The organism is Citrobacter sp. TBCS-14 (assembly GCF_005280805.1).
In the GTDB taxonomy this organism is placed as follows: Bacteria; Pseudomonadota; Gammaproteobacteria; order Enterobacterales; family Enterobacteriaceae; genus Citrobacter; species Citrobacter gillenii.
In genome coordinates this window covers 234-566 of sequence record NZ_SZWM01000256.1, presented here as the reverse complement: position 1 = coordinate 566, position 333 = coordinate 234, and the positions used below count along the sequence as shown (strand labels likewise).

Here is a 333-nt window from a genome sequence, read left to right as displayed (position 1 = left end):
TGGATGGCTTATAAAAACGAGATTAAGGCGGTTGATGTGACAACCGACCCTGAGCATGTTAACTGGCCTGTTCCCCCTGAGGTGTAGGCCATTTAATACACAGGCTGTTGATGAATTTACTTTCCTCAATAGCCCGATATCAAATGGCCTGAACTATCCGTTTAGTTTGCCATTCCCCACGTGGGTAGCCCATCGCTACCCACAACACGCTTCATTCCCTCCGGTGGTACACCTAAAAACTCCAGAGCCATATCGTCATCGACGGGCTTAATATCATCAGGCAAAACGCCATTTGCACGGTATGCGTCGAGTAACACTGTCGGATAAAATTGA

General features: G+C 47.4%; 1 pseudogene. It reads left to right on the top strand.

Features of this window, described 5'->3' with window-relative positions:
* Window positions 1–87 (top strand): annotated as a pseudogene (locus FDX22_RS30940) (phage tail protein); the annotation flags it as partial.
* Between the last annotated feature and the right edge of the window lie 246 nt (window positions 88–333).